This is a genomic window from Enterobacter sp. BIDMC 29 (genome assembly GCF_019378755.1).
GTDB lineage: Bacteria > Pseudomonadota > Gammaproteobacteria > Enterobacterales > Enterobacteriaceae > Enterobacter > Enterobacter ludwigii.
In genome coordinates this window covers 475,689-500,201 of the sequence record NZ_CP080000.1, presented here as the reverse complement: position 1 = coordinate 500,201, position 24,513 = coordinate 475,689, and the positions used below count along the sequence as shown (strand labels likewise).

The window sequence follows — 24,513 nt, the reverse complement described above, 5'->3', positions numbered from 1 at the left end:
TCCTTTCGCACCACCGCCCGCTTTCGGCGCATTCTTACCAGAACTCAGATCGCCCAGGAGATCGTCAACGCCAGCGGCATCCGCGGCTTTCTCAGCGGCGGCCGCTTTTTTGGCGGCGGCTTTCTCTGCAGCTGCTTTTTTGTCAGCAGCCGCTTTCTCTGCAGCTGCTTTTTTGTCAGCAGCCGCTTTCTCGGCGGCGGCTTTCTTCTCTGCTGCGGCTTTTTCAGCAGCGGCCGCTTTTTCTGTTGCAGCCTTCTCGGCAGCAGCCGCTTTCTTCGCAGCATCGGCAGCAGCTTTCTTCTCTGCTTCCTGAGCGGCTTTCTTCGCGGCTTCCGCTTCAGCTTTTTTCTGAGCATCAGCAGCAGCTTTTTTTGCCGCTTCCGCTTCAGCTTTCTTCTGAGCATCAGCAGCGGCTTTCTTCGCCGCTTCGGCTTCAGCTTTCTTCTGAGCATCGGCTGCGGCTTTCTTCGCCGCTTCCGCCGCTAATTTTGCCTGGGCATCAGCTTGTGCTTTCGCGTCCGCCGCGGCTTTGGCTGCCGCCTCTTCCGCCTGCTTCTGCTGTTCCTGAGCTTTCTTCGCGGCCTCTTCAGCTTGCTTCTGCTGTTCCGCCTGCTCTTTCGCCGCTTCCTGCGCCTGCAAACGTTCTTTCTCAAGCTGCTTCAGTCGCTCCTGCTCAGCGGCCTGCTTTTCACGCAGTTCTTCCGCTTGCTGTTGCGCCTGTTTTTCACGCTGCTCTTCAGCCCGTTTTGCACTCGCCTTCTGCTGTTGCTCGCGGTTATAGTTCTGCACTACCGCACCGGGATCCACCATGACGGCGTCAATGGAAGAGCCTCCACCGCCGCCCGATGATGCATCAATGTGCTCGTCGAACGAACTCCAGATCAGCACTGCAAAAAGAATAACGTGCAGCACTGCGGAGACGATTATCGCTCGCTTAAGCTTGTCGTTCTGTTCGGTTGCCTTTGACACTATCGGTTCCCAAAAACTACGCAGATGATCAAATAGGCTGAGTCATTAAGCCAACTGACTTAACGCCCGCGCTATGTAGCAAGTTCAGCGCTTTAATAATTTCATCGTATGGTACGTCTTTCGCGCCACCGATTAAGAAGACCGTTTTCGGATTTGACTCCAGGCGTCGCTGCGCTTCAGCAATAACCTGCTCAGGTGGCAGTTGATCCATACGATCTTTTTCTACCACTACGCTGTATTGCCCTACACCGGAAACCTCAATGATGACTGGAGGATCGTCATTGGTGCTTACCGCCTGTGATTCTGTCGCATCCGGCAGATCAACCTCCACGCTCTGGGTAATGATGGGTGCTGTCGCCATGAAGATCAGCAGCAGTACCAACAGAACGTCCAGCAGTGGAACGATATTGATTTCGGACTTGAGCTCGCGACGATTTCGTCCACGCGATCTGGCCATGGTTTACCCCTTGTTACTCTCGGTACTGGTAAACGCCTGACGGTGCAGAATCGCGGTGAACTCTTCCATAAAGTTGTCGTAGTTCAGTTCCAGTTTATTCACGCGCTGGTTCAGACGGTTGTAAGCCATAACCGCCGGGATCGCCGCAAACAGACCGATAGCGGTCGCAATCAGTGCTTCTGCAATACCCGGGGCAACCATCTGCAACGTCGCCTGCTTCACCGCCCCCAGGGCGATAAAGGCGTGCATAATCCCCCAGACCGTACCAAACAGACCAATATACGGGCTGATGGAACCAACGGTCCCCAGGAAAGGAATATGCGTTTCAAGGTTTTCCAGCTCGCGATTCATGGAGATACGCATCGCACGCGAGGCACCTTCCACAACCGCTTCGGGCGCGTGGCTGTTTGCGCGATGCAAACGAGCAAACTCTTTGAATCCGCTATAGAAAATCTGTTCGGAGCCTACGAGGTTATCACGGCGTCCCTGGCTTTCCTGATACAGACGAGAAAGCTCAATACCCGACCAGAACTTATCTTCAAACGCTTCTGCTTCACGGCCAGCCGCATTGAGGATACGCGTTCTCTGGATGATGATGGCCCAGGATGCGATTGAAAAACCAATCAAAATCAACATGATAAGTTTAACCAGAAGGCTTGCCTTCAGGAACAAATCAAGGATATTCATGTCAGTCACTGCTTAAACTCCGCGACAATAGACTTAGGAAGCGCACGAGGCTTCATTATGGTTGGATCAACACAGACGATCAGGACTTCAGCTGAGTTCAGTACCGTATTTTCTGCATTGACTATCCGCTGCGTGAAAACCATTGAGGTTCCGCGCATTGATGTAATTTCAGTTTGGACTTCGAGCATATCGTCGAGTCTGGCAGGCGCAAAATACTCAAGCGTCATCTTGCGAACCACGAAGGCAACTCGCTCAGCCAACAGCTCCTGTTGACTAAAGTGATGATGGCGCAGCATCTCTGTGCGTGCCCGTTCATAAAAAGCAACGTAGCTGGCGTGGTAAACCACACCCCCGGCATCGGTATCTTCGTAATAGACACGAACCGGCCATCGAAACAGCGTTGTATTCACTTTACATCCCAGTAATGCAACAAAAGTTAGAGCTTTTAAACTTCGCTACTATACGCGCGGGAAAGATGGTTTGGAATGGGAGAAAGTAAACGGAGAGTAAATTTTTATGGGCCAGGGTAAGCCCATATCATTAACGGACATTTCTTATTCAGAAGAAGAAGAAAATCAAGCCAGCGAGAAGCACCAGATCGGCGATAAGTGGGCAGAAAATCCCCTGCCAGTGCAGCGCTTTCGGACGAAAGCCTACGCCGTGGATCACACCTGCGCACACCGCCCACATAATGAGGAAGCCGTGCCAGATCTCAAGCTCGCTGGTCTTCGCTGCAAAGCGCGAAGGGTCCCAGAAGATACAACCTGCCAGCAGTAATGCCATCACTAAAGAAAGCGCCCTTAACGGGCGCTTATCCATTACCGCGTAAAGCGTCGCGATAATGTTCATTAGTGTTTGTCTTCACCTGCTTTAGACGCTTCGACGTGCTCAAGCGCCAGGGCAGTAATGACACCAAATGCACAGGCAAGAAGCGTCCCTAAAATCCATGCGAAATACCACATATTCAGCTCCTTACTTAGTACAGAGAATGAGTGTTGCTTTCAATATCTTCTTTCGTGATACGACCGAACATTTTCCAGTAACACCAGGCGGTGTACAGCAGGATAATCGGTACGAACACGCAAGCAACATACGTCATCAGGTTAAGCGTCAGCTGGCTGGACGTTGCATCCCACATGGTCAGGCTTGCATTCATCATCGTGCTGGACGGCATGACGAATGGGAACATCGCGATACCCGCAGTCAGAATAATGCACGCCAGCGTCAGTGAGGAAAATACAAATGCCAGGGCACCTTTTTCCAAACGTGACGTCAGTATCGTCAGCAGCGGCAGCAACACACCCAGAGCCGGAATAGCCCACAGAACAGGCATATTGTTGAAGTTCACCAGCCACGCGCCAGCCTGACGCGCCACTTCTTTCGTCAGCGGGTTAGACGGTGCCGTGTGGTTAATTGCAGACGTAATGACATAACCGTCGATACCGTACATCACCCATACGCCGGCCAGTGCGAAGCACACCAGGGTAATAAGCGCAGCAACCTGCGCCGTTGCACGAGAGCGAAGATGCAGTTCACCTACGGTACGCATCTGCAGATAGGTCGCACCCTGAGTAATGATCATTGCCACACTCACCACGCCTGCCAGCAGACCAAACGGATTCAGCAGCTGGAAGAAGTTACCGGTGTAGTAAAGACGCATGTATTCATCGATGTGGAACGGTACACCCTGCAGCAGGTTACCGAACGCCACGCCAATCACCAGCGGTGGAACGAAGCTACCAATGAAGATGCCCCAGTCCCACATGTTGCGCCAGCGGGTGTCTTCAATCTTGGAACGGTAGTCGAAACCAACCGGACGGAAGAATAAAGAAGCCAGCACCAGAATCATCGCCACATAGAAACCGGAGAACGCAGCCGCATAGACCATCGGCCAGGCAGCGAACAGCGCGCCGCCTGCGGTGATCAGCCACACCTGGTTACCGTCCCAGTGCGGGGCGATGGAGTTAATCATGATTCGACGCTCGGTGTCATTACGACCGAGGAAACGGGTGAGCATCCCCACCCCCATGTCGAAACCGTCAGTGACTGCGAAACCGATCAGCAGAATACCGACCAGCAGCCACCAGATAAAACGCAATACTTCATAATCGATCATTTGATGACTCCTGTCTTAGCGTGCCGGCTGAGTAGTCGCACCGGACTGCTCGTAGTGATAGCGACCGGTTTTCAGGCTGCTTGGGCCAAGGCGCGCGAACTTGAACATCAGGAACAGTTCAGCCACCAGGAACAGGGTGTACAGACCACAAATCAGCAGCATGGAGAAGATCAGATCGCCTGCAGTCAGAGAGGAGTTCGCTACCGCCGTTGGCAGCACCTCACCGATCGCCCATGGCTGACGGCCATATTCCGCAACAAACCAGCCGGATTCGATAGCAATCCACGGCAGTGGGATACCATACAGCGCGGTACGCAGCAGCCATTTTTTCTCACCGATGCGGTTACGAATCACGGACCAGAAGGACGCCGCAATGATCAGCAGCATGATGATGCCGCAGCCCACCATGATACGGAATGCGAAGTACAGTGGCGCCACGCGTGGAATGGAGTCTTTGGTCGCCATCTGGATCTGCGCTTCCGTCGCGTCGGAGACGTTCGGGGTATAGCGTTTCAGCAGCAGACCGTAACCCAGATCTTTCTTCACATCGTTGAACTGGTCACGCACGGCCTGGTCGGTAGAACCCGCACGCAGCTCCTCCAGCAGCGCGTAGGCTTTCATACCGTTACGGATACGGCCTTCATGCTGCACCATCAGCTCTTTCAGACCCGTCACCTGCTTGTCGACGGAGCGGGTAGCAATGATGCCGAGCGCGTAAGGAATTTGAATGGCGAAGCGGTTTTCCTGTGCATCCTGGTCGGGAACACCGAACAGAGTAAAGGCAGCAGGCGCGGGTTGGGTTTCCCATTCGGCTTCGATAGCGGCCAGTTTGGTTTTCTGCACGTCACCCATTTCGTAACCGGATTCATCACCCAGCACGATAACAGAGAGGATTGCAGCCATACCGAAGCTTGCAGCGATAGCAAAGGAGCGCTTAGCAAACGCGAAGTCACGACCACGCAGCATGTAGTAAGAGCTGATGCCCAGTACAAACATCGCACCGCACACATAGCCAGACGCCACGGTGTGAACGAATTTAACCTGTGCGACCGGGTTCAGCACCAGTTCGGCAAAGCTGACCATCTCCATACGCATGGTTTCGAAGTTGAAATCAGACGCGATAGGGTTCTGCATCCAGCCGTTCGCGACCAGGATCCACAGTGCGGACAGGTTCGAACCGAGTGCCACCAGCCAGGTCACCGCCATATGCTGGACTTTGCCCAGACGGTCCCAACCGAAGAAGAACAGACCTACAAAGGTGGATTCGAGGAAGAAGGCCATCAGACCTTCAATGGCCAGCGGCGCACCGAAGATATCCCCAACGTAGTGAGAATAGTAAGACCAGTTAGTCCCGAACTGGAACTCCATGGTCAAACCGGTAGCCACGCCCAGTGCAAAGTTGATACCAAACAACTTGCCCCAGAACTTGGTCATATCTTTATAAATCTGTTTGCCGGAGAGGACGTAGACCGTTTCCATGATGGCCAGCAGGAACGCCATACCGAGCGTTAGTGGCACAAACAGGAAGTGGTACATCGCGGTCAAGGCAAACTGTAAGCGCGACAGTTCGACTATATCTAACATCATGACTCCTTGCTCATCGCATGAAGACTCCGAGAGTGAACCCCGTTAGAAAAGGATTCACACACATGCCCCAATACAAATTATTCGCATCCATGTCGTCGCGCTTAGCCTGAGAAAGGATAAAAGCAATGACGATAGGTTACAAATACGTTAATAAAAAACTCAAATTGATCCCGCAAATATAATACGCTGCAAAACCCTTACAATAAACAGGTTTTTATTGAATCACATTTACGTTTTTCGACGGCGATCAATTTATAGCAAAATTACCACTTTTCAGCCATTTTGATCGGGGACAATTTACCGCCTTTCGACACCTTTTTCCAAGGATTAAACTTTGATTTAAATCAAAAAGCACCGTTTCTGTTAACCATGTTTAAATGTGGTGTGAATGGTAAAGACCTTGTTAATGCTATGTGTACGACGCGATATTTGGAGTTATCAAAAGCAAGAAAGAATATAAACAGACGTGATTTATTTTAACGCTGAAGAACAACGCATCTTTACATTCGCGTTAACGTATAAAGGTAGTCGTCAGCGCGTTTTTTTTCCATTGTGCGACGACAGCCGCAGATAATTACATTTATTTTACCTGCGACACGCTTAAAATTAACACCTCAATGTGACTATTCAATAAAAAAGGCTGCCCTGCGTGCAGCCTTTTGTTCACTTCAGACGCTACCTTTCCGTTTTCAGGCTAAAAGTCCGCGATTGCCCAGGCCTGAACAGGCCCGTAATGCCCTTTTCTTCTCCCCTGCCTGCCAGCACCTGTTCATTTAAATCCGTCTCGCAACAGCCTTTAAGCGCCTGATTCCACGATAAAGAGGCATCACAGGACACAGATTCCGACGGATTGAACAGACGAAGGATAAGCGCGTCCCGATCCTCCGCCTTTTTTATCGCGCTCATAACACAGCCTGTCGGCGAAAGGGTCAGCAGGCTGTATCTGTCCGGCGTGCTGAACGGCGCACGGTTAAGCTTCATGGCATCCCAGGGGATTTTGTTATAACACTGGACGGGGGTAAGCCACGCTTTCGCCTGCTGAGCAACGCCGGCGTTCTCGGGAGAGCCGCTAAAACTCAGAAGGCTAAAACGGCAATCGAGCCGGCCCCGAAGCTGCGAGTCCGGAACGGCCATTTTTATGCCGGACGGTCGGCCCGGGCGCAACAGCAAATCTTCCTTTCCCAGCACGCCCACACCGCGTAGAAGGGTCAGAGCAAACGCTTTTTCTGCCTCCCCCACCACTTCAAATTCGCGTAACCCTTCTGTGAACAGGGCGAGCCCGTTTCGTTCCTGCTGCAGCACGGCGTAGTTAAGTAAATTCCAGACGGGAACCGGTGCCTCTTTCCAGCCCTCTTCTTGCCAGTTAGCCATCGCGTCATCGCGAACCGGGCGCGTTATGGAGCCAAACTGCGTATCTGACAGTACCTGCTCCGTCATAAACGGCGTCGGGATAAGCACGCGGACCCGGTGATCGTCAGCCTGATTATCCAGACGCGCCACAACATCTACACGCCTGCTGTTATGGCTGAGAGTAACCTCAAATTCAACCGCAAGAGCGCCATTGCGCAGGTGGGCCGACCGCTCGACCAGGTTTGCCGGAACGGCGATGCGATGCTGGATCACCGCCCTGCTCTGCCAGGCTTCCTGTATCACCTCAACATGATGCTGCCCGTGCGCTGAAGTGAGCCGCCACTCTTCCCGGGAAGGCGAGTAGTCGTACTCATCGCCATCATCCGACCCCTCTTCAATTTCCAGTACGCGGTCATAAATAAGTCCGGATTCTTTATCACGCAGGCGCAGCGTGCCATCGTCATTTATATCAATTTGCCAGAAGGCGTTTTCCAGCAGAGCATCCGTTTTTGCCCTCGCGGGAAGCCTCTTTTCAGGAACCTGGGGCTCGATGTAAAGCGTGCGGTATCCCATCGCGGGCAGGATCTGACAGATTTGGATATCAAACTCCATAAACGGATCGTAATTACCATAGTGCACGATTTGCCGGTCAATCAGCCCCGGGTCTATTTCCCGGGCGCGGCGAATAAAACAGGGGATCTCATTGCCTTTATCATCCCGCAACCGGAACTGGCTCGCGCGCAGACGAAGGGTGGTGTTAATCACCTCTTCACGGGGCCAGGGCATCAGATTGAACATCACCAGCTTGTCGGCCTCGCTTTGCGGCATATTGTCGACAATCTTGCGCATCGAGAAACGCGTGAGGTTATCGGCCATGTCTTCAGCGAGCGCAAACCGGGCCATAATCTCACGATGCACTTTGTCGCTGCAGCAGCAGCCAATACTGTCGTGAGCATGATTCTTGAGGATCTCTTTCCACATTTTCTCCAGCAAACCGTGGTGATACTCGAAGCCCAGCATCCAGGCGAGCGCCGCCAGCGGTTCGAGGATATTCACGATTTTGTTTTCAATGCGGGCGTGGGCAATTTTGATGTCCATCCGTGTGGAGCCGATTGTCCGGTGTACACGCATGTATTTGCCGTCGATAAACTCCCCTTTCAGCGTCGCCAGTTCGTCACGGTGCGCTTCAGTATGTTCAAAGACCTCCTCGAACCGGCTCATCACAAATTTCCGCTGCGGGTACATCTTTCGAAGGGTATCCATCACCGCGAAAATGTTCTGCTGGAGGGGCATCTGGTCGTGACCGTTAGGCAGCAGAATCTCTTTCGTCACGGAAGCGTTCTCCAGCAATGTAAGCCAGGTATCGAGCCGTTTACGCAGCCCCGCTTCATCCTCCGGTAAGTACTTACCAATCGCGTAGCCCAGCGGTAGTACCTGCGCCGTAACTTCGCTGCCGTCTGCGCTCTGCCATAAAAATTCTGTTTTATCGGTGCCGTGACGCTCAGAACATCCGCGCCAGAACAGCGTGCGGGTGATACCAAAGCCGTTATAGATATGCGGAAGTTGCCCGGACATGCCAAACGAATCCGGCAGATACCCTATTTTCATCGGCTCACCGAATTCCATGCAGTCGCGCATCCCGTACATCAGATTGCGAACGATCGATTCGCCGCTGACAATCGTGGTGTCGGTCTGGGTATACCACGGCCCGATAATCAGCTTTCCGCGCTCAACCAGCGCTTTTACCCGGGGCCGGTTGTCCGGCACGACGGCGAAGTAATCCTCCAGTACCGCGGTCTGTCCATCAAGAACGTAGTATTTATACTCTTCGTCCTGCTCCAGACGGGTCAGGATCTCCTCCATGTTATTGACCAAAAGGATCCGCGACGCTTCGGTGGTGAAATACCACTCACGGTCCCAGTGCATATGTGGCGTGATATGAACGCGAGATACAGCTTTCATCTTCGTTTCCTGTAAGTGAATTTATGGCGTGACGTCTTCCGTCAGGTATTTGCCTTTTTTTACGCCCTGACGTCGCCAGAACAGTAAGATGAGCGTAGAGAGCGTCGTTCCCCCCAGCGCAGCGCCAAACCAGCCTGCCGCCGCGATCACGCCACCCATCCCCGCGTCATGCAGTAAAAAGAGAGAGAAGATGCCCGCCCCCGGCGTAGACAACCCGATGCCCATTGCACCGATAATCGCCCCTGTTGCCATCGAGCCAACAACAAACGAGCCAATCACCCGCAGCGGATCTTCAATGGCCATCGGAATTGCCCCTTCGGTGATCCCCGCAAGGCCCAGCAGCCACGTCGACTTGCCGGTTTCGATTTCAAACGGTTTAAAGAGATGCGGTGCCAGCATGGTTGAAGCCGTGACGGTAAAAGCCGAGACCATTTTGACGGAAGCAAAAATGGCATACGGCCCGTAAACGCCGTTGGCCATCGCCCCCAGACAGAACGCATAGGCCGCTTTGTTGACCGGTCCCCCCAAATCGAACGAGCACATAAAACCGAGCAGAGTGCCCAGTAGCAGCGCATTGGCACCGGAGAGCCCGTTAAGCCATGCCGTGAGGGAGGTGTTGATCCACGCGACCGGCTCGCCGATCACGAACAGCATCAGGCTGCCCGCGCCCAGCACGCCAATCACCGGGTAGAGGTAATAGGTTAAAAAACCGTTATAGCGCTGACTCAGACGGATATGGTTTTTCACCCAGCGCATCAGATAGCCGGCAATCAGGCCACCTGCAATCGCCCCTAAAAAACCTGAACCGATCATATTGGCGGCAAGACCGGCCGCAAAACCCGGCGCCAGAGCAGGTTTATCTGCCAGCGAGTAGGCGGTATACGCGGCCAGCACCGGCACCATTAACGTGCCTAACATCCCCCCGCCGAGTTTGCGATACATCCACAGCCATGAGTTCTCTTGCTCAAACAAATGCTGTAATCCCAACATCTGTGCCAGCAATACCGCAACGGCCAGCACCGTACCTCCCGCCACAATCAGCGGCACGGCAAAGGAAATACCGCTGAGCAGGGCCTGCTTAAGCTCCGTTTTAAGGCTCTTGCTCACATCATTGCCGGTGTGCACCTGGCGATCCGTGTCCGCGGGGGGTAAGGCCAACGCTCGCTTAATAAGCGCTTCGGCATGGCGAAGCGGTTCCGCGACCGGCACGGACAGCGTCGGGATGCCCTGAAAACGCTCGCTCTCTTTGAGAGCCACTTCTGCGGCGATGATACAGGCCTGCGCAGTGCGTAAGTGCTGCGCGGTCAACCGCCCTTCGATACCGTTCGCCCCCTGCTTTTCCACCACCACGTTTACGCCAAGCTTACGCCCCGCTTTTTCCAGATACTCAGCTGCCATATAGGTATGCGCAATGCCGGCGGGGCATGCAGTTACACAAACGATGGTTGGCGCATCCACGAACGCGACAACGTCATCTTCCTGTGGCGCATCGTCCAGCGCGGCGAGTAGCGCTGCTGCCGTGGTAGCCGCCATGACGCGCGCCCGAAGAGTTTCATCCGCCAGACGAGAAGTAAGTTCCGTCAGCACCTGGATATGGGTTGAGCCAGCTTCAGCCGGCGGAATGGCAAGCAGGAAAATCAGCTCGACATTTTCCGGGCCATCCACGCCTTCCCAACTCAGCGGTTCACGCAGGGTGGCTACGGCAAAAGCCGCCTCTTTCACCACCGCTGATTTACCATGCGGAACTGCCAGCCCTTCGCCGAGTGCGGTAGGGCCTAGCGATTCCCGATGAAAGACTTCGGTTAAAAACGCATTGCCGTCGGTAATTTTGCCGAGCGTCACCAGCCGCATCGTGAGCTGGCGTATTGCTTCATCACGACTGGTGTACTGCGCCTGCACGCAGACAGCGTCGGGATGGGTCAGGGTCGTCAGGTTCATCAGGATCCTCACACTCAAGGGGAATTGTTCAGGATCGATTGTGACAGACGAACTGATACCTTTATGTGATCATTTTCACTAAAACCGATAATTTGTATTTAATTTGTATTATTTACAAATTCTATGCTGGAGGCATAATTCCGTGAAAAGGTATTAGAAGGCAGACGACATGGGCAATAAACCGATGTACCGGCAGATAGCGGATGCGCTTCGCGAGAAAATTACCGCCGGTGAGTTAAAACCCGGTGATGCGTTACCGACGGAATCCAGCCTGCAGGAGACATTTAGCGTCAGTCGCGTCACGGTGAGGCAGGCACTGAAGCTCCTCACTGAAGAGCAGATTATCGAGAGCATTCAGGGCAGCGGCTCCTATGTGAGAGAGGAGCGCGTCAATTACGACATTTATCAGCTTACCGGCTTTTATGAAAAACTGGCGGACCGAAACGTCGATACCCACAGCGACGTAAAAACATTCGAAGTGATCAAAGCGGATGTGAAACTGGCTGAGACGCTTAACATTCGCCCGGATGACAAAGTGTGGCATGTCAAACGGGTGCGCTTTATTAAGCAAAAACCGGTGAATCTGGAAGAGACGTGGATGCCGCTGACGATGTTCGCCGACCTCACCTGGGAGGTGATGGAAAATTCCAAATATCACTACATCGAACAGATTAAGAAGATGGTTATCGATCGCAGTGAACAGGAACTGGTTCCGATCGTGCCCTCTCAGGAGGCGATCGACGCGCTGGCGCTGGATCCGGCAAAACCGATACTGGAAAAGGTGTCACGCGGCTTTCTGAAGGATGGGCGGGTGTTTGAATACAGCCGTAACGTGTTTAACAGCGACGATTACAAATTCACGCTGGTCGCGAAACGCAGGCATTAAAAAAGGCCGCTTTACAGCGGCCAACCATGTCGAAACGGACACTTATTACTTCAACGCTCCCTTTTACAGGGAGCAGAGAGGATTTACTTAATGATGGATTTCAGTGCTTCGCCGATATCCGCCAGGCTGCGAACGGTTTTCACGCCTGCGGCTTCCAGCGCGGCGAATTTCTCATCAGCCGTACCTTTACCACCTGCGATAATCGCGCCTGCGTGACCCATACGCTTACCTTTCGGCGCTGTCACACCTGCGATATAACCGACAACCGGCTTGGTCACATGTTCTTTGATATACGCAGCCGCTTCTTCTTCTGCGCTACCGCCGATCTCACCGATCATCACGATCGCTTCGGTCTGCGGATCTTCCTGGAACATTTTCAGGATATCAATGAAGTTAGAACCTGGGATGGGGTCACCACCGATGCCCACACAGGTGGACTGGCCGAAACCGTAGTCGGTAGTCTGCTTAACCGCTTCATAGGTCAGCGTACCGGAACGGGAGACGATACCCACTTTACCCGGTTTGTGAATGTGACCCGGCATGATGCCGATTTTGCATTCGCCTGGGGTGATAACGCCCGGGCAGTTCGGGCCGATCATGCGCACGCCAGCTTCATCCAGCTTCACTTTCACGGTCAGCATATCCAGCGTCGGGATACCTTCGGTGATGGTGATGATGAGCTTGATGCCCGCGTCAATCGCTTCCAGAATCGAGTCTTTGCAGAACGGAGCCGGAACGTAGATAACGGTCGCGGTCGCGCCCGTCGCTTCAACCGCTTCGCGCACGGTGTTGAATACCGGCAGGCCCAGGTGCGTGGTGCCGCCTTTACCTGGCGTTACGCCGCCAACCATCTGCGTGCCGTAGGCAATCGCCTGTTCGGAGTGGAAAGTCCCCTGGCTACCGGTGAAGCCCTGGCAGATAACCTTGGTATCTTTATTAATTAAAACTGACATTATTTCCCCTCCACTGCGGCAACAACCTGCTGAGCTGCATCCGTCAGACTTTTCGCTGCAATAATATTCAGGCCGCTGTCAGCCAGTTTTTTCGCGCCGAGTTCAGCGTTGTTACCTTCCAGACGCACCACAACCGGGACGTTAACACCCACTTCTTCTACCGCACCGATGATACCGTCTGCGATCAGGTCGCAACGCACGATACCGCCGAAGATGTTAACCAGCACGGCTTTGACGTTGTCGTCAGAGAGGATGATTTTGAACGCTTCGGTTACACGCTCTTTGGTTGCGCCACCGCCCACGTCGAGGAAGTTTGCAGGCTCACCGCCGTGCAGCTTAACGATGTCCATGGTGCCCATCGCCAGGCCTGCGCCGTTAACCATGCAGCCGATGTTGCCATCCAGCGCCACGTAGTTCAGTTCCCACTGTGCAGCCTGCGCTTCACGCGGGTCTTCCTGAGACTGGTCGCGCATTTCACGCAGATCCGGCTGGCGGAACAGTGCGTTGCCGTCAGCGCCCAGTTTGCCGTCGAGGCAGATCAGGTCGCCCTGAGTGGTGATGACCAGCGGGTTGATCTCGATCAGCGCCAGGTCGCGCTCCAGGAAGATGGTGGCCAGACCCATGAAGATCTTGGTGAACTGCTGAACCAGCTTGCCTTCCAGACCCAGTTTGAACGCCAGCTCACGACCCTGGTAAGGCATAGGGCCTGCCAGCGGATCGATCGCCACTTTGTGGATGAGGTGCGGCGTCTCTTCTGCCACTTTCTCGATTTCCACGCCGCCTTCGGTAGACGCCATGAACACCACACGACGGGAGCTACGGTCAACAACCGCGCCCAGGTACAGTTCTTTCGCGATGTCAGTTGCAGCTTCAACCAGGATCTGGTTGACAGGCTGACCGTTCGCATCTGTCTGGTACGTTACCAGACGCTTGCCGAGCCAATGTTCAGCAAACGCACGAATCTCTTCTTTACTCTTAACAACCTTCACACCGCCCGCTTTACCACGGCCACCAGCGTGAACCTGACACTTAACTACCCAAGGGCCGGAACCGATTTTAGATGCGGCTTCTTCTGCTTCACGCGGGGTAGTACAGGCATAACCCACCGGAGCCGGTAAGCCATACCGGGCAAACAGCTGTTTGGCCTGATATTCATGTAAGTTCATGTGTTCTATCCATCCTTCAGGTAATCGTTAGGTAGTGCTTTTGTAGGCCCGGCAGACAACGCGCCGCCGGGCAAGACTGCTAAAACTAGACGTCCAGCAGCAGACGCGTTGGATCTTCCAGCAGCTCTTTAATGGCAACCAGGAAGCCCACGGACTCGCGGCCGTCGATCAGACGGTGATCGTAAGAGAGTGCCAGATACATCATTGGCAGGATCTCAACTTTGCCGTCTACCGCCATTGGACGATCTTTAATGGCATGCATACCCAGGATCGCGCTCTGCGGCGGGTTGATGATCGGGGTAGACATCAGTGAACCGAAAACGCCGCCGTTGGTAATGGTGAAGTTACCGCCGGTCAGATCGTCTACGGTCAGCTTGCCGTCGCGACCTTTTACAGCCAGCTCTTTAATCTTTTTCTCGATGTCAGCCATACCCAGAGTATCGACATCACGCAGAACCGGGGTAACCAGACCACGTGGCGTAGAGACTGCCATGCTGACGTCGAAGTAGTTGTGATAAACCACGTCATCGCCATCGATAGAGGCGTTAACTTCCGGGTAGCGTTTCAGCGCTTCAACAACCGCTTTCACGTAGAAGGACATAAAGCCCAGACGGATACCGTGACGTTTTTCAAACGCGTCACCGTACTGCTTACGCAGGTCCATGATTGGCTTCATATTCACTTCGTTGAAGGTGGTCAGCATCGCGGTGGAGTTTTTCGCTTCCAGCAGACGCTCAGCCACACGCTTACGCAGGCGAGTCATCGGCACGCGTTTTTCGCTACGGGCACCCAGCGCAGGCTGTGCTGCCGGCGCCGCTGCCGCTGCCGCTGCTGGCGCTTTAGCTTCTGCCTGAGCAGGGGCTTTCGCCAGGTGCTTCTCGATATCTTCACGGGTCAGACGACCACCGACACCGGTGCCTTTAATGGCAGCCGCATCCAGGTTGTGCTCGGCCAGCAGGCGACGGATCGCCGGGCTGAGCGCGTCGTTAGTTTGCTCTTCCAGAGAGGCCTGCTGACGCTGGGCTGGGGTAGACGCTTTTTCGTCAGACTTCGCGCTGGACTCTTTGCCCGCGCTGTTGCCTTCACGCAGGCGACCCAGGATCTGACGGGAGGTTACGGTTGTCCCTTCGTCTTCCAGGACTGCATCCAGAATGCCATCCGCTGAAGCCGGTACTTCCAGTACCACTTTGTCAGTTTCGATTTCTACCAGCACTTCATCGCGCTTAACGCTATCGCCCGGTTTTTTGTGCCAGGTGGCGACGGTCGCATCTGCTACGGACTCAGGCAGGTCGGGAACAAGAATATCTACGCTACTCATTATGTATCCTTTAATTAATCGACGTTCAGCGCGTCATTGACCAGATCTTGTTGCTGCTTCTGGTGAACGGACATATACCCTACCGCCGGAGAGGCGGAGGCCGGGCGACCTGCATAACGCAGGGCAGACCCAAATGGAATGACTTCACGGAAATGATGCTGACTGCAGTACCAGGCGCCCTGGTTGAGCGGCTCTTCCTGGCACCAGACAAAATCATGCACGTGAGCATACGGTTTCAACGCTTCCTGCACCGCCTGGTGCGGGAATGGATAAAGCTGTTCGATACGCACGATGGCGACATCTTTCTGGTCGTTCTTACGGCGCTGTTCCAGCAGGTCGTAATAAACCTTACCAGAACACATCACAACACGCTTAACGGCCTGCGGATCCAGTTCGTCAACCTCACCGATGGCAGGCAGGAAGGTGCCGTTCGCCAGTTCGTCCAGGCTGGACACCGCCAGCGGGTGGCGCAGCAGGGATTTTGGCGACATGACCACCAGCGGACGGCGCATACCGCGCAGCGCCTGACGACGCAGCATGTGGTAGACCTGAGCCGGAGTGGACGGCACGCAGACCTGCATGTTCTGCTCAGCGCAGAGCTGCAGATAACGTTCCAGACGGGCGGAAGAGTGCTCCGGACCCTGACCTTCGTAACCGTGTGGCAGCAGCATCACCAGGCCACACATACGGCCCCATTTCTGCTCGCCGGACGAGATGAACTGGTCGATAACGACCTGGGCACCGTTGGCGAAGTCACCGAACTGCGCTTCCCAGATAGTCAGGGTGCGCGGTTCCGCGGTGGCGTAGCCGTATTCGAATGCCAGTACCGCTTCTTCAGACAGGACGGAGTCCCATACCTTGAACTGACCCTGACCGTTATGGACATGCTGCAGAGGAGTATAGGTTGAACCGTTAGTCTGGTTGTGAACTACCGCGTGACGGTGGAAGAAGGTGCCACGGCCCGCATCTTCACCGGACAGACGAACAGGAATGCCTTCATCAACCAGCGTTGCGTAAGCCAGTGTTTCCGCCCCGCCCCAGTCGAACAGCTTCTCGCCCGCCGCCATTGATTGACGGTCAGCATAAATTTTCGCTACGCGAGACTGCATCTCGATAGCGTCTGGTACGGTGCTGATGCGTTTAGCCAGCTCCTGCAGGCGCTTCATCTCTACCTTGTTCGGGTAGCTCTCATCCCACTCGTGGTTGAGGTACGGCGACCAGGTAAAGGAGTGCATGTTCATCGGGCGCAGCTCTTTCACTACGCATTCACCCGCATCCAGCGCGTCGCGGTAGAGGTTGACCATTTCGGTCGCATCTTCCAGCGTCGTCACGTTGTCGCCTTCCAGCTTGTCAGCATAGATTTTGCGTGGCGTCGGGTGTTTTTTGATTTTCTGATACATCAGCGGCTGCGTTGCACTTGGCTCGTCAGCTTCGTTGTGGCCATGACGGCGGTAGCAGAACAGGTCGATGAACACATCGCGTTTGAAGGTGTTACGGTAGTCCAGCGCCAGACGGGTAACGAACGCCACGGCTTCCGGGTCATCCGCGTTAACGTGGAAGATCGGCGCCTGAACCATCTTACCGATGTCGGTGCAGTACGGGGTAGAACGCGCATCCAGTGGGTTAGAGGTCGTGAAGCCCACCTGGTTGTTGATAACAATGCGAACGGTACCGCCCACTTCGTAACCACGCGCCTTGGACATGTTCAGCGTTTCCTGAACCACGCCCTGCCCTGTGACCGCCGCGTCACCGTGAATGGTGATTGGCAGAACTTTGTTGCTGCTCGGCTCGTCCAGACGATCCAGACGCGCACGCACAGAACCGATAACCACCGGGCTCACGATTTCCAGGTGTGACGGGTTAAACGCCAGCGCCAGGTGAACCAGACCGCCTTCGGTTTCGATATCAGACGAGAAGCCCATGTGGTACTTCACGTCACCGGTGCCGAGGTGCTCTTTATGTTTGCCCGCGAATTCGTCGAACAGGTCCTGCGGTTTTTTACCCAGCACGTTGACCAGTACGTTCAGACGACCGCGGTGCGCCATACCCAGCACCACTTCACGGGTACCGCTTTTGCCCGCGTGACGAATCAGCTCTTTCAGCATAGGTACCAGCGCGTCGCCGCCTTCCAGCGAGAAGCGTTTCGCACCCGGGAATTTCGCGCCCAGATAGCGCTCAAGGCCTTCTGCTGCGGTCAGTTCGCTGAGGAAGCGTTTTTTCTCTTCAGCAGAGAAATTCGCGTGACCCGCCACAGATTCGATGCGCTGCTGGATCCAGCGTTTCTCTTCTGTAGAGGTGATGTGCATATATTCCGCGCCGATGGAGCCGCAGTAGGTTTGCTTGAGCGCGTCAATCAGCTCGCCCAACTTCATCGTGTCTTTGCCGATGGCAAAGGAACCTACGTTAAAGCTTTCCTGGAAATCGGCCTCGGTCAGATCGTGATACGCCGGATCGAGATCCGCCACACGATCTTGTTTCCACAGTCCCAGCGGATCGAGATTCGCATGCTGGTGACCACGGAAGCGATAAGCGTTGATAAGCTGCAGGACTTTAACCTGCTTCGCATTGGTGTCAGGGTCGGAAATCGCAGAAGAGTAACGTGAGGCATCCTTCGCCAGACGACGGAAATAATCACGTGTTTTGGAATGGAATTGATCCGGTTTGACTCCAGTGCCAGGTAACTGCTGGAACATGGAACGCCAGTTTGCGTCCACTGAGTCAGGATCGGTTAAGAAGTCTTCATAGAGCTGTTCTATCCAGCTCTGGTTTGAACCAGAGAGGTAAGAAGAGTCCAGCCAGGCTTTCATTGCGCCGTTCTGCATCGTGATCCCTTAAGCATTTTTATGCTTACTTTCGCCGTAGAAACTACCACGTACAACACGTACGTGCCGGGGTTCACCTGCGAGCTCTTATGTTGTCTTGGGCTCGCGAAGGAACCTTTAAAAACTGTCTGCACCTCGGGGCAGTTTTTAGAGGTTTCCTACATTTTATCCCCTCTCCTGTCAGGAGAGGGTCAGGGTGAGGGGAACAACGCTCCCCTCCTGTTACTTATGCACTGCGCTGCAGCAGCATCGACTTAATATGGCCGATGGCGCGCGTCGGGTTCAGTCCCTTAGGACATACACTGACGCAGTTCATGATGCTATGGCAGCGGAATACGCTGAAAGCATCACTCAGTCCTTCCAGACGACTGTCGGTTTCGGTGTCGCGGCTATCGATCAGGAAGCGATAGGCAGCCAGCAGACCGGCCGGGCCGATAAACTTGTCCGGGTTCCACCAGAACGACGGGCAAGAGGTCGAGCAACATGCACAGAGAATACACTCGTACAAACCATCGAGTTTTTCACGCTGCTCAGGAGACTGTAAGTGCTCACGAGCCGGTGGATTTTGCCCATTATTCAATAAGTAAGGCTTAATCTTCTCATATTGTGCATAGAATTGCCCCATGTCTACCACCAAATCACGAACGACTGGCAGACCTGGCAAAGGACGGATAACAATTTTCTGGCCCGCGCGCTGCAACGCTGAAATTGGCGTGATGCAGGCCAGACCATTTTTACCGTTCATGTTCACACCGTCAGAGCCACAAACGCCTTCACGGCATGAGCGACGGAACGACAGTGTCGGATCTTTTTCTTTCAGCTGGATTAAGGCATCCAGCAGCATCATGTCACGGCCTTCTTCCGCTTCCAGGGTGTAATCCTGCATACGCGGAGCATCATCTACATCCGGGTTATAACGATAAACTGAGAATTCGAGTTTCATTATCCTGTCTCCGCATTAGTAAGTACGAATCTTCGGCGGGAACGCCGGACGCAGTTTCGGTTCCATATTGACGCTACGACGCGTCATGGATTCCGACTCTGGCAGATACAGGGAATGGCACAGCCAGTTTTCATCGTCACGATCCGGGAAGTCGAAGCGGCTATGCGCGCCACGGCTCTCGGTACGGAAGTTTGCCGACATCGCGGTAGCGAACGCCGTTTCCATCAGGTTATCCAGCTCCAGACACTCAACGCGCTGGGTATTGAACTCGCTGGACGTGTCGTCCAGACGGGCATTTTTCAGACGCTCGCGGATCGCTTTCAGCTGCTCAAGACCTTTGGCCATCGCATCCCCTTCACGGAATACCGAGAAGTTGTGCTGCATACATTCCTGCAGCGCTTTGCGGATTTCCACCGGATCTTCACCATTACGGTTGCCGTTCCAGCGGTTCAGACGCTCAAGCGACGCATCAATTTCATCGTCGGTGGCATCACGCAGCGCACCCTGCTCGGCAATAGACTCTTGCAGATGCAGACCTACCGCACGACCAAATACCACCAGGTCAAGCAGGGAGTTCCCGCCCAGACGGTTTGCACCGTGTACGGATACGCAGGCAATTTCACCGACGGCAAACAGGCCCGGGATAACAACGTCTTCACCCTGCTCGTTCACGGTCAGCGCCTGGCCGGTCACTTTGGTCGGAATACCGCCCATCATGTAGTGACAGGTTGGGATTACCGGGATGGGCTCTTTCACTGGATCGACGTGCGCGAAGGTACGAGACAGCTCCAGAATGCCTGGCAGACGTGATTCCAGAACCTCTTTACCCAGATGGTCGAGTTTCAGCTTCGCGTGTGGACCCCATGGGCCGTCACAGCCGCGGCCTTCACGGATTTCGATCATGATGGAACGCGCCACCACGTCACGACCCGCCAGGTCTTTCGCATTCGGGGCATAACGCTCCATGAAGCGCTCGCCGTGTTTGTTCAGCAGGTAACCCCCTTCACCACGGCAGCCTTCTGTTACCAGCACGCCGGCACCGGCGATGCCGGTTGGGTGGAACTGCCACATTTCCATATCCTGCACCGGTACGCCGGCGCGGATAGCCATACCTACGCCGTCACCGGTGTTGATGTGGGCGTTGGTGGTAGATTGATAAATACGGCCTGCACCGCCGGTCGCCAGCACGGTAGCACGCGCTTTGAAGTAGACCACTTCACCGGTTTCAATACACAGCGCAGTACAACCCACAACGGCGCCATCGGCGTTTTTCACCAGATCCAGCGCGTACCACTCAGAGAAAATAGTCGTGTGGTTTTTCAGGTTCTGTTGATACAGCGTGTGCAGCAGTGCGTGACCGGTACGGTCAGCCGCAGCTGCGGTACGTGCCGCCTGCTCGCCGCCGAAGTTTTTCGACTGGCCGCCAAACGGACGCTGATAAATGGTGCCATTTTCCAGACGGGAGAACGGCAGCCCCATGTGGTCCAGCTCCAGAATCGCTTCCGGGCCAGTCTTACACATATATTCGATAGCATCCTGGTCGCCGATGTAGTCGGAACCTTTGACCGTGTCATACATGTGCCATTCCCAGTTATCTTCATGGGAATTGCCCAGCGCAACGGTAATACCGCCCTGCGCGGAGACAGTGTGGGAACGGGTCGGGAAGACTTTAGAGAGCAGCGCACAGGTCTGGCCGCTCTGGGAAATTTGCAGTGCTGCACGCATACCTGCGCCACCAGCACCAATCACAACAGCATCAAATTCTCTGACTGGCAGTTTCATTACACACCCCACACCACAACGAATCCATAAATAACGTAAACCACCAGTGCAACGACAATGACCAGCTGCAGAGGAAGGCGAATCGCCAGTGGTTTAACGTAATCGGTCAACACCTGCCACATACCAATCCAGGCATGAATAAGGATGGAGAACAGAGCCAGCAGGGTGAACACTTTGGTGAAGGCAGATCCGAAGAACCCACTCCAGATTTCCCACGTCAGCGTGCCGCTGGTCGCGAAGAAACCAATCATATAGATGATATAAAGGGTGAGAACGATGGCGGTAGCACGGACCAGAATGAAGTCATGTACGCCGTTGCGTCCTAATGCGGAGGCGTTGCTTACCATACGAGAACTCCTGCGAGAAGTGAAAGCACGACAGTCAATACAAATGAAATATTAGCGGAGCGTTTACCGGCTTCGAAAGTCTCTTCCAGGTAGCCAAAGTCCATCAGCATATGACGAATGCCCACAACAACGTGGTACGCCAGCGCAGTCAGAATGCCCCACATGATAAATTTCACGAAGAAGCTGTTCATGATGGCAGAGGCCTGGAGGAATCCTTCAGGAGAAGAGAGGCTGGTACCCAGTAACCACAGCAGAATGCCGACCGCCACAAACGTAATCACACCAGAAACGCGGTGCAGAATGGACGCTATTGCTGTTACAGGGAACCGGATCGTTTTGAGATCCAGATTGACAGGTCTTTGTTTTTTCACATTTCTTATCATGAATAACGCCCACATGCTGTTCTTATTGTTTCCTTCCTCCGGACTGCGATGCGGGTCAGACAGCGTTCCTTTTCTATAACTGCGCGTCATGCAAAACATTGCTTCCAAATGCTAAAACGACACGTTACAACGCTGGGTGGCTCGGGATTGCAGGGTGTTCCGGAGACCTGGCGGCAGTATAGGCCGTTCACAAAATCATTACAATTAACCTACATACAGTTTGTCGGGTTTTCTCTGGAACAGTGATCAGGGTCACGATAACAACATCTTTTTAATTTTTAATCATCTGATTTGACAAATGTTAAACAATATTGTTACAAACGTCATCAGAAAAGGCATATAATGCGCAAAAGTTATGAGGTCTCACTTTCACCTGACAAATAGTTATGTAACAGTGTGATGGTATTGACCGAAGTTATCAGGACAGTTATTAGTGATATACAGGTTTGAATAATTCGGACTGCGAAGACACTGATTTGCTGTTGTTTCACTGATTTTTCATGTTTTTACCTGCAAGGCGCCATAGCTCTGTACCCTGGTTTCTCCTCGTGAGCTGAGCGGTAAGCCAAATAACAAACTGGTAACGGTGAGAAATCAGCAGAATGCAAATCCGGTAATTGGCAGTCTTAAGCAATAAGGCGCTAAGGAGACCGTAAATGGCTGATACAAAGGCAACGCTCACCCTAAATGGTGACACTGCTGTTGAACTGGATGTGCTAAAAGGCACGCTCGGTCAGGATGTTATTGATATCCGTACGCTGGGTTCTAAAGGTGTATTCACCTTCGACCCTGGATTTACCTCTACCGCATCTTGCGAATCCAAAATCACCTTCATTGATGGTGACGAAGGTATCCTGCTCCATCGCGGCTTCCCCATCGATCAGTTAGCCACCGAATCCAACTATCTGGAAGTGTGCTACATCCTGCTGAACGGCGAAAAACCGACGCAGGCACAATACGATGAATTCAAAACCACCGTGACCCGTCACACCATGATTCATGAGCAGATTACCCGTCTGTTCCATGCTTTCCGTCGTGATTCTCACCCAATGGCGGTGATGTGCGGTATTACCGGTGCGCTGGCAGCGTTCTACCACGACTCGCTGGACGTGAATAATCCACGTCACCGCGATATCGCGGCGTTCCGCCTGCTGTCCAAAATGCCGACAATGGCAGCGATGTGTTACAAATACTCCATCGGCCAGCCGTTTGTTTATCCACGTAACGACCTCTCCTACGCCGGTAACTTCCTGCGCATGATGTTCTCCACGCCGTGTGAAGAGTACGAAGTGAACCCGGTACTGGAACGTGCGATGGACCGTATTCTGATCCTGCACGCTGACCACGAACAGAACGCCTCCACCTCCACCGTCCGTACCGCAGGCTCTTCAGGCGCGAACCCGTTCGCCTGTATCGCTGCGGGTATCGCCTCCCTGTGGGGACCGGCGCACGGCGGCGCGAACGAAGCGGCACTGAAGATGCTGGAAGAGATCAGCTCCGTTGAGCACATTCCTGAATTCGTGCGTCGCGCGAAAGACAAGAATGACTCCTTCCGTCTGATGGGCTTCGGTCACCGTGTGTACAAAAACTACGACCCACGCGCTACCGTTATGCGTGAAACATGCCACGAAGTGCTGAAAGAGCTGGGTACAAAAGACGACCTGCTGGAAGTGGCGATGGAGCTTGAGCACATTGCGCTGAACGACCCGTACTTCATCGAGAAGAAACTCTACCCGAACGTCGATTTCTACTCTGGCATTATTCTGAAAGCGATGGGCATTCCGTCTTCCATGTTCACCGTGATCTTCGCCATGGCACGTACCGTTGGCTGGATTGCGCACTGGAACGAAATGCACAGCGAAGGCATGAAAATCGCCCGTCCTCGTCAGCTGTATACTGGCTACGAGCAGCGTGATTTTAAGTCTGACATCAAACGCTGATGTTAACGGGGTGTGGCCTGATGTCCTCACCCCATCCCTCTCTTACTCCGAGAGAGTGAAGACATTAAAAACGGTAACCCCCTGGGTTACCGTTTTCATTTTACTTCTGGCAGTGCGGACACCAGTAAAACGGTCTCGATGACAGCGTGGTTTTCGCAATTAACCCGCCGCACCGCTCACACGCCTTCCCTTCACGATGAAACACCTTAAAGCGGAACAATGCCCCATGGTGCTTGTTGTCATCCACCATGCCACGCGTGTTGTACGACAGGCGCGGGATATCCAGCAGTGTGTGGGATAACGCCTCCAGCTGTTCATCACTGAGTTGCGATGCCTTATGCTGCGCCGCCAGGCCCACCTCCCAGAGGATCTCCACCCGCAGGTAATTTCCTAATCCAGCCAGAAACGCCTGATCGAGCAACAGTCCGGAAAACTGTCGGTTACGAAACCGAGGTGACACCAGACGGGTTTTCACCTCGCCCGGGGTCAGGCTCATATCCAGCACATCCGGCCCGACGCGCTGCAGGAACGGATGAGTGAGCAGCTGCTCTGGCGTTAACATTTCGATATCGGATGCGCTGTAGAGCAGAATCGCGTTGTCTGCCGTCTGTAGCCTGACGCGCAGCACGCGGGTAGTTTGCGGCTGCTCGTTTGCCTTCACCACGCGCCAAACGCCGTACAGCTGATTATGGCTATATAACGTCAGGTTATGGGAGAAATGCGTAAGCAGCGCTTTGCCGCGCGTTTCAATGTGTGTCACCGTCTGCCCCACCAGCTGGGTTTCAAACGGTTTCAGTTGAGGAAAAGCAAACCAGACATCCGTCAGCGGTTTGCCCTTTATCGCCGCCTCGAGGCTATCCGCTGCACGGCGGATCTCCGGGCCTTCAGGCATTTTTCTGTCCTTATC

General features: G+C 54.0%; 21 protein-coding genes. 2 read left to right on the top strand and 19 right to left on the bottom strand.

The features are described 5' to 3' along the window. The 10 genes from tolA to mngA form a co-directional block, all read right to left on the bottom strand. Positions 1-969 (bottom strand): cell envelope integrity protein TolA (tolA, locus tag JTA15_RS02260; RefSeq protein WP_219372816.1); only part of this gene is annotated, 969 nt, incomplete at its 3' end. 28 nt (positions 970-997) lie between these two features. Continuing rightward, positions 998-1,426: a colicin uptake protein TolR gene (gene tolR / locus JTA15_RS02255; protein ID WP_014169185.1), complete on the bottom strand. Its 429-nt coding sequence runs from the start codon at positions 1,424-1,426 to the stop codon at positions 998-1,000. Between the two features lie 3 nt (positions 1,427-1,429). Further along, a complete protein-coding gene (gene tolQ / locus JTA15_RS02250) occupies positions 1,430-2,122 on the bottom strand; it encodes a Tol-Pal system protein TolQ (protein WP_014169184.1) in 693 nt (230 codons plus the stop codon). Next, a complete protein-coding gene (gene ybgC / locus JTA15_RS02245; protein ID WP_014169183.1) occupies positions 2,119-2,523 on the bottom strand; it encodes a tol-pal system-associated acyl-CoA thioesterase in 405 nt (134 codons plus the stop codon). Before ybgC ends, tolQ begins: the two co-directional genes overlap by 4 nt. Before the next feature lie 148 nt (positions 2,524-2,671). Continuing rightward, positions 2,672-2,962, bottom strand: a complete 291-nt coding sequence (gene ybgE / locus JTA15_RS02240; RefSeq protein WP_020884961.1) for a cyd operon protein YbgE — start codon at positions 2,960-2,962, stop codon at positions 2,672-2,674. Then, positions 2,962-3,075 carry a cytochrome bd-I oxidase subunit CydX gene (gene cydX, locus JTA15_RS02235; RefSeq protein WP_014169181.1) on the bottom strand — a complete coding sequence of 38 codons (114 nt, stop codon included), beginning with the start codon at positions 3,073-3,075 and terminating at the stop codon, positions 2,962-2,964. Before cydX ends, ybgE begins: the two co-directional genes overlap by 1 nt. 14 nt (positions 3,076-3,089) lie before the next feature. Further along, positions 3,090-4,229: a cytochrome d ubiquinol oxidase subunit II gene (cydB, locus tag JTA15_RS02230; protein ID WP_014169180.1), complete on the bottom strand. Its 1,140-nt coding sequence runs from the start codon at positions 4,227-4,229 to the stop codon at positions 3,090-3,092. A gap of 15 nt (positions 4,230-4,244) precedes the next feature. Continuing rightward, the gene (gene cydA, locus JTA15_RS02225; RefSeq protein ID WP_219372815.1) at positions 4,245-5,813 is read right to left on the bottom strand and encodes a cytochrome ubiquinol oxidase subunit I; all 1,569 of its coding nucleotides are present in this window, start codon (positions 5,811-5,813) and stop codon (positions 4,245-4,247) included. A 678-nt stretch (positions 5,814-6,491) separates the two neighbouring features. Continuing rightward, a complete protein-coding gene (mngB, locus tag JTA15_RS02220) occupies positions 6,492-9,128 on the bottom strand; it encodes a mannosylglycerate hydrolase (RefSeq protein ID WP_219372814.1) in 2,637 nt (878 codons plus the stop codon). Positions 9,129-9,149: 21 nt separating this feature from the next. Beyond that, positions 9,150-11,066, bottom strand: coding sequence for a PTS 2-O-a-mannosyl-D-glycerate transporter subunit IIABC (gene mngA, locus JTA15_RS02215; protein WP_219372813.1), 1,917 nt, complete (start codon positions 11,064-11,066; stop codon positions 9,150-9,152). Positions 11,067-11,235: 169 nt separating this feature from the next. Here mngA and JTA15_RS02210 point away from each other — a divergent pair, with 169 nt between their 5' ends. Beyond that, complete coding sequence (locus JTA15_RS02210) at positions 11,236-11,952, top strand: GntR family transcriptional regulator (protein WP_219372812.1); 717 nt, start codon at positions 11,236-11,238, stop codon at positions 11,950-11,952. An 83-nt stretch (positions 11,953-12,035) separates the two neighbouring features. Here the strand turns inward: JTA15_RS02210 and sucD are convergent, their stop codons facing one another. From sucD to sdhC, 8 genes are all read right to left on the bottom strand, one after another. Continuing rightward, on the bottom strand, positions 12,036-12,905 hold the full coding sequence (gene sucD / locus JTA15_RS02205; protein ID WP_014169173.1) for a succinate--CoA ligase subunit alpha: 870 nt from the start codon (positions 12,903-12,905) through the stop codon (positions 12,036-12,038). Continuing rightward, the gene (gene sucC, locus JTA15_RS02200; RefSeq protein WP_006809579.1) at positions 12,905-14,071 is read right to left on the bottom strand and encodes an ADP-forming succinate--CoA ligase subunit beta; all 1,167 of its coding nucleotides are present in this window, start codon (positions 14,069-14,071) and stop codon (positions 12,905-12,907) included. The genes sucD and sucC overlap by 1 nt, the downstream gene beginning before the upstream one ends. Before the next feature lie 85 nt (positions 14,072-14,156). Continuing rightward, positions 14,157-15,389 (bottom strand): 2-oxoglutarate dehydrogenase complex dihydrolipoyllysine-residue succinyltransferase, encoded by a 1,233-nt coding sequence (gene odhB / locus JTA15_RS02195; RefSeq protein ID WP_032677698.1) that lies wholly within the window; start codon positions 15,387-15,389, stop codon positions 14,157-14,159. Positions 15,390-15,403: 14 nt separating this feature from the next. Next, a complete protein-coding gene (sucA, locus tag JTA15_RS02190) occupies positions 15,404-18,211 on the bottom strand; it encodes a 2-oxoglutarate dehydrogenase E1 component (RefSeq protein WP_014169171.1) in 2,808 nt (935 codons plus the stop codon). A 226-nt stretch (positions 18,212-18,437) separates the two neighbouring features. Continuing rightward, on the bottom strand, positions 18,438-19,154 hold the full coding sequence (sdhB, locus tag JTA15_RS02185; protein WP_014169170.1) for a succinate dehydrogenase iron-sulfur subunit SdhB: 717 nt from the start codon (positions 19,152-19,154) through the stop codon (positions 18,438-18,440). 15 nt (positions 19,155-19,169) lie between these two features. Next, positions 19,170-20,936, bottom strand: a complete 1,767-nt coding sequence (sdhA, locus tag JTA15_RS02180; protein WP_014883036.1) for a succinate dehydrogenase flavoprotein subunit — start codon at positions 20,934-20,936, stop codon at positions 19,170-19,172. Then, positions 20,936-21,283: a succinate dehydrogenase membrane anchor subunit gene (sdhD, locus tag JTA15_RS02175; RefSeq protein ID WP_010428702.1), complete on the bottom strand. Its 348-nt coding sequence runs from the start codon at positions 21,281-21,283 to the stop codon at positions 20,936-20,938. The genes sdhA and sdhD overlap by 1 nt, the downstream gene beginning before the upstream one ends. Further along, positions 21,277-21,681, bottom strand: coding sequence for a succinate dehydrogenase cytochrome b556 subunit (sdhC, locus tag JTA15_RS02170; RefSeq protein ID WP_025204654.1), 405 nt, complete (start codon positions 21,679-21,681; stop codon positions 21,277-21,279). The genes sdhD and sdhC overlap by 7 nt, the downstream gene beginning before the upstream one ends. A gap of 641 nt (positions 21,682-22,322) precedes the next feature. On the opposite strand from sdhC, the gene JTA15_RS02165 reads away from it, so the two are divergent. Next, positions 22,323-23,606, top strand: a complete 1,284-nt coding sequence (locus tag JTA15_RS02165; protein WP_014169167.1) for a citrate synthase — start codon at positions 22,323-22,325, stop codon at positions 23,604-23,606. A 100-nt stretch (positions 23,607-23,706) separates the two neighbouring features. Here the strand turns inward: JTA15_RS02165 and nei are convergent, their stop codons facing one another. Further along, positions 23,707-24,498 carry an endonuclease VIII gene (gene nei / locus JTA15_RS02160; protein WP_181239676.1) on the bottom strand — a complete coding sequence of 264 codons (792 nt, stop codon included), beginning with the start codon at positions 24,496-24,498 and terminating at the stop codon, positions 23,707-23,709. Between the last annotated feature and the right edge of the window lie 15 nt (positions 24,499-24,513).

What these genes read in the sequence shown, in the direction of transcription:
- tolR (WP_014169185.1), bottom strand. Translation starts at nt 1,426, where the DNA reads ATGGCCAGATCGCGTGGACGAAATCGTCGCGAGCTCAAGTCCGAAATC.
- ybgE (WP_020884961.1), bottom strand. Translation starts at nt 2,962, where the DNA reads ATGAACATTATCGCGACGCTTTACGCGGTAATGGATAAGCGCCCGTTA.
- cydX (WP_014169181.1), bottom strand. Translation starts at nt 3,075, where the DNA reads ATGTGGTATTTCGCATGGATTTTAGGGACGCTTCTTGCCTGTGCATTT.
- cydB (WP_014169180.1), bottom strand. Translation starts at nt 4,229, where the DNA reads ATGATCGATTATGAAGTATTGCGTTTTATCTGGTGGCTGCTGGTCGGT.
- cydA (WP_219372815.1), bottom strand. Translation starts at nt 5,813, where the DNA reads ATGTTAGATATAGTCGAACTGTCGCGCTTACAGTTTGCCTTGACCGCG.
- mngB (WP_219372814.1), bottom strand. Translation starts at nt 9,128, where the DNA reads ATGAAAGCTGTATCTCGCGTTCATATCACGCCACATATGCACTGGGAC.
- mngA (WP_219372813.1), bottom strand. Translation starts at nt 11,066, where the DNA reads ATGAACCTGACGACCCTGACCCATCCCGACGCTGTCTGCGTGCAGGCG.
- JTA15_RS02210 (WP_219372812.1), top strand. Translation starts at nt 11,236, where the DNA reads ATGGGCAATAAACCGATGTACCGGCAGATAGCGGATGCGCTTCGCGAG.
- sucD (WP_014169173.1), bottom strand. Translation starts at nt 12,905, where the DNA reads ATGTCAGTTTTAATTAATAAAGATACCAAGGTTATCTGCCAGGGCTTC.
- sucC (WP_006809579.1), bottom strand. Translation starts at nt 14,071, where the DNA reads ATGAACTTACATGAATATCAGGCCAAACAGCTGTTTGCCCGGTATGGC.
- odhB (WP_032677698.1), bottom strand. Translation starts at nt 15,389, where the DNA reads ATGAGTAGCGTAGATATTCTTGTTCCCGACCTGCCTGAGTCCGTAGCA.
- sucA (WP_014169171.1), bottom strand. Translation starts at nt 18,211, where the DNA reads ATGCAGAACGGCGCAATGAAAGCCTGGCTGGACTCTTCTTACCTCTCT.
- sdhB (WP_014169170.1), bottom strand. Translation starts at nt 19,154, where the DNA reads ATGAAACTCGAATTCTCAGTTTATCGTTATAACCCGGATGTAGATGAT.
- sdhA (WP_014883036.1), bottom strand. Translation starts at nt 20,936, where the DNA reads ATGAAACTGCCAGTCAGAGAATTTGATGCTGTTGTGATTGGTGCTGGT.
- sdhD (WP_010428702.1), bottom strand. Translation starts at nt 21,283, where the DNA reads ATGGTAAGCAACGCCTCCGCATTAGGACGCAACGGCGTACATGACTTC.
- sdhC (WP_025204654.1), bottom strand. Translation starts at nt 21,681, where the DNA reads ATGTGGGCGTTATTCATGATAAGAAATGTGAAAAAACAAAGACCTGTC.
- JTA15_RS02165 (WP_014169167.1), top strand. Translation starts at nt 22,323, where the DNA reads ATGGCTGATACAAAGGCAACGCTCACCCTAAATGGTGACACTGCTGTT.
- nei (WP_181239676.1), bottom strand. Translation starts at nt 24,498, where the DNA reads ATGCCTGAAGGCCCGGAGATCCGCCGTGCAGCGGATAGCCTCGAGGCG.